The 4,524-nt window shown below is 42.5% G+C and carries 3 protein-coding genes; 1 reads left to right on the top strand and 2 read right to left on the bottom strand.

Annotation, left to right across the window (positions count from 1 at the left end; translation table 11 throughout):
* Window positions 1–255: 255 nt before the first annotated feature.
* Entirely contained in the window at window positions 256–1,335 is a 1,080-nt protein-coding gene (locus OQ5_RS0100240) for an Ldh family oxidoreductase (protein WP_016775566.1), read from the top strand.
* 59 nt (window positions 1,336–1,394) lie between these two features.
* Here the strand turns inward: OQ5_RS0100240 and OQ5_RS0100235 are convergent, their stop codons facing one another.
* Both OQ5_RS0100235 and OQ5_RS0100230 read right to left on the bottom strand, forming a co-directional pair.
* Window positions 1,395–2,138 carry an NADPH-dependent oxidoreductase gene (locus OQ5_RS0100235; RefSeq protein ID WP_016775565.1) on the bottom strand — a complete coding sequence of 248 codons (744 nt, stop codon included), beginning with the start codon at window positions 2,136–2,138 and terminating at the stop codon, window positions 1,395–1,397.
* Window positions 2,139–2,371: 233 nt separating this feature from the next.
* The gene (locus OQ5_RS0100230) at window positions 2,372–4,357 is read right to left on the bottom strand and encodes a glycoside hydrolase family 97 protein (RefSeq protein WP_016775564.1); all 1,986 of its coding nucleotides are present in this window, start codon (window positions 4,355–4,357) and stop codon (window positions 2,372–2,374) included.
* Window positions 4,358–4,524 lie beyond the last annotated feature (167 nt).

The following is a 4,524-nucleotide window of genomic DNA, read 5'->3' as shown; positions in this document are numbered from 1 at the left end:
CGGTCTTTTGTATCAACACTCCGTTAAACTTTTGCAGAATTCTGGTAATTAATTGTTTACACAATTAATGGCGCATGGCACAACTCTCTCTTAATAAAAACTTTGCGTCATTGCGTCTCTGCGTTTATGCTTTTTTTTTTACTGACTATTGCAGACGGGCACTAACTATAGGATAAGATGAAAAGAGAGCCAAAAGGTTGCTCCCGTTCCATATAAAAAAATTGTACTTTTGCGCCGTTAATAAATTATTCACCAATGAGACTTTATTCTTCAAAATATCTTAAACAATTTACAAAAGATATATTTCTGAAAATGGGTGCCACTCCCAAACAGGCCGAAACGGCAGCTGCCGTTCTTAATGCCGCCGACTTAAGAGGTGTCGATTCTCACGGGGTGGCACGCCTTAGCGGTTATGTAAGACTTTGGGAAAAACAACGATTAAAAGCCTCACCAAAGCCAGAGATTGTGCACGAAACTCCGTCAACAGCCGTAATGGACGGGGATTTGGGCCCGGGACTAATGGTAGCCCCGGAAGCCATGAACATAGCTATTGACAAGGCCAAAACAGCAGGTACAGGATGGGTAGCCATTCGCAACAGCAACCATTACGGAATTGCCGGATATCATGCCATGCTGGCTTTGGAGCACGATATGATCGGTATTTCAATGACCAATGCCAGTCCGCTCGTCTCTCCCACCTTCTCAAAAAGCCGCTTGCTGGGAACCAACCCGATAGCAGTGGCCATACCCGCTCTGAGCCAACCACCCGTTGTTATCGACATGGCCACTACTCCTGTAGCCAACGGAAAGCTTGAAGTTCTTCAACGCAAAGGAGAGAACATTCCTGAAGGATGGGCACAGGACAAGGAAGGAAATTCATCCATTGATGCAGAAATATTGAAAAAAGGCGGTGCCATGCTCCCGTTGGGAAGCGACCGGACACACGGCAGTCACAAAGGTTACTGCCTGGGCGGAATGGTAGATATTTTCTCATCTGTATTGTCAGGTGCCAATTACGGTCCCTGGGTGCCGCCATTCGTGGCTTTCCTTGACCCGCCGGCCAACCCTGTTGGCAAAGGTATCGGACATTTTATAGGTGCCATTCGTATAGATGCTTTCAGGCCCGTAAGCGAATTTAAAGAGCACATGGACAAATGGATTGAGACATTTCGTAATGCCGAGCCGGTAACCTCCAACCAAAAAGTGCTGATTCCCGGTGACCCGGAACGTGAAATGGAACAGGAACGCCTCACCAATGGGATTCCGCTTCTGCAACCTGTTATTGACGACTTAACCAGGCTTGGAGAGGAAATGGGTGTCCGGTTTAACGGGTAGGCAATAAGTCAGGGCTTCACTTGAAGGGAAACCCTGACTTTATTGAAGTTAAATCTATTCTATTTCAAAAATCCCTGTTGTTTCAACACATCAAGATATACCTTGCTAAAATGTTCGTTGTTTTCTTTAGTGTAGCGAACATCAGTAAACACCTGTGCAAGAGTTTCTTTGTTATTCTCGGCTACAAATTGTTTATTGGCTTCCAGCTCTTCTTTTTCTTTATATAAACGGTCGATATCTTCGGGTGAATAATCTTTATAGGTTTCCTGATGTACTACAGCCTCCAGCGGTAGACGTTCGGTCTGTGGCGGATTTTCATCGGGCCAGCCGAGGGTTACTGTAGCCACCGGCACTACACCTTTAGGAAGATTCAGGATATCAATAATTTTATCTGCATTGTAGGTCACTGTTCCGAGGTAACAGATTCCCAAACCTTTTGATTCGGCAGCTACACACACATTTTGTGCAACTAATAGTGCATCAATAGCAGCAGCAACAAATGACTGGAAATTGTCGTATCCGGGTTCGGCATTCCGTTGCCGGCACCATTTGTTAAACCGGTTAAAATCGGCACAAAATGTAAGAGAAACCGGGGCATTTGTAAAAACCGGCTGATTGAAATGCGTTGGTGCCAGTTTTTCTTTCATTTCCTGATCGCGGGTTACCACAATACTGTAAACCTGCATGTTTCCGGTGGTTGAAGCACGTGTTCCGGCTGTTAATATTTCATTCAGAAGTCCGTCATCAACCGGTTTATCTTTGTATTTACGAATTGTGCGATGATTTAATAATACTTCCATCATGGTATAGATTGTTAGATTGTTAGATTGTTAGATTGTTAGATTGTTAGGTTGTTAGGTTGTTAGGTTGTTAAGGTTGTCAGGGTTGTCAGGGTTGTCAGATTACCAGATTGTCTCATGTCACAACAAGTAGATAAACTGCAAAAAAGAGAATTATGATTTGAATTTAAAGAATAGTAGTATGATTTGCCCCCGGGTCGAGACAAAAAATCCATCACTTTTGTCAGGGCAAAATTTCATTTCACAGGTTCAATAACAGCGGCCCATCCGCCTCCGCTCTTCATTTCAATTTTCAATTTGTCGCCTCCGTTGATTATAATTTCATCTTTAGTATAATCAACAGCCGCCCGGTCGGCATTAATTCCGTCGGCAAAAACCGTTGCTTTGTATTCTCCCTCATCCAGGAATGAAAAGTCGATTTCAATTTGCCGACCGTTCCAGTCGGTCATTGCTCCCACATACCAGGCATCACCTTTACGGCGGGCAACGGCAACATACTCTCCAATTTCTCCTGCCAATGGCACTGTTTCATCAAAAACAGTAGGAACAGAAGCAATAAAATTGACACTTTCAGACTCTTTTTTGTAGGCTGTCGGATTATCGCACAACATAGAAAACGGAGAATCGTAGACAACATACATCGCCAATTGATGGCAACGGGTTCCCTGACTCACAGGTTCACTGTAAACAGCCCGCCAGTTGAACCGGTTAGCATTTTCCATGGCGCCCTGAGTGTAATCCATCGGCCCGGCAAGCATACGAATAAAAGGAATGGTTACATCATATTCGGGCATTTCCAGGTAATCGGTCCATTTCACCTGCTCCAGACCATATACCCCTTCATAGGTGAGCACATTAGGATAGGTGCGATGCAGCCCCGTTGGCTTATAGGCCCCGTGAAACAGGACAAACTGTTCATGTTTTGCCGCTTCTCGTGCTGCTCTGTAATAAAAATTGACCATTTTCTGATCATCACGGTTCATGAAATCTATTTTATAACCTTTAACGCCCATTTCAGAATACTTATCAAGCACCTTATCCATTTGCTGATCAAGAGGAAGCCAACCGGCCCAGAGTACAATGCCAATCCCTTTTTCCTTTCCATGATCAATAATTTCCTGAAGATCAATTTCTGGTATCACATTCAACAGGTTGGTACTTTCGGACCAGCCTTCGTCAAGAATAACATATTCAATTCCGTTTTCGGCAGCAAAATCAATGTAATATTTGTAGGTTTCAGTATTAATACCGGCACGAAAATCCACATTGAAGATATTCCAGTCATTCCACCAATCCCAGGCCACTTTGCCCGGTTGAATCCACGATGTATCTTCTATCCGCGATGGTGATGCCAGTTTGTAAACCAAATCGTTATTGAGCAATTCAGCATCGTTTTTTCCGACGGCTATCATCCGCCAGGGATAAGTACGATTACCGTATGTTTTTGCAATATAATCAGCTCTTTTGGTAACATACGATTGCAGATTATTATGACCTCCCTGCTCCTCTTCAAGCGGATAACCGGCAAATTCAGCTTCAAAACCGGTAGCATCTTCATTCACGGTAAGAAACATTCCGGGATAATCTTCAAGATCAGCCTCAGAAATCACCAAAGAAGAACCATCGTTATTCTTCACCAACAAAGGAGTAATAATAAGAGAATCGGGTTTAACCCCTGAAAGCGGTAAAACATCATAAGTGCTCTCAAAGGAAACCTGATAGCGACCGACAGGTTCGCGGACATAGGGAACATAAGCTTCTTTTGCATCAGGGAAAACAAACGAACTTTGTTCATTTTTTACAACCACATCATCCTTAATAGAGGTTACAAATCGATAGGCAACCCCATCGTTATATGCCCTGAAAATAAGACTGTATCTACCTCTGAAAATAAGATTCAGTTCGTTATAACTATTTTCAATTGTCGACTTTTTATACAGAATTGTTTCAATTACTTCGTCCTTTGACGCTGTAAATGAATTTCTTAGTACCGGATCATGTCCAAGAATTCCGAATTCTTCCAACTCCAATGCAATGGTGGAAGGGCCGGCAACCAGGCTACCGTTTACTTCAAGGCTCCAGGTAATGTTATCGGTTATAGCAACAGTTACTTCGAGACTCCCATCGGGTGAAGTTACATTTAACACTTCATTTCCTTTTCCATAAACCGATGAAGACAACAGAAGTATCATCATCGAAAAGCCGGCAAATAATTTCTTCATATCGCTGAGTTTTTATAAATCATTCAACATTTGTCCAAAATTAACAGTAATTTCTGAAAAAGTAATATTAGATACCGGACAGAACAAAATAAACAGATAATTAGATTTTTAGATATAAGATGGGAAGATAATTTCGATAATGCTGAAAATATTAATTTTAAACTAAA

It is taken from the genome of Anaerophaga thermohalophila str. Valhall, from assembly GCF_000250735.1.
In the GTDB taxonomy this organism is placed as follows: domain Bacteria; phylum Bacteroidota; class Bacteroidia; order Bacteroidales; family Marinilabiliaceae; genus Anaerophaga; species Anaerophaga thermohalophila_A.
Note: the sequence above shows the minus strand (reverse complement) of the source record. Positions and strands in the feature narration are given on the sequence as shown.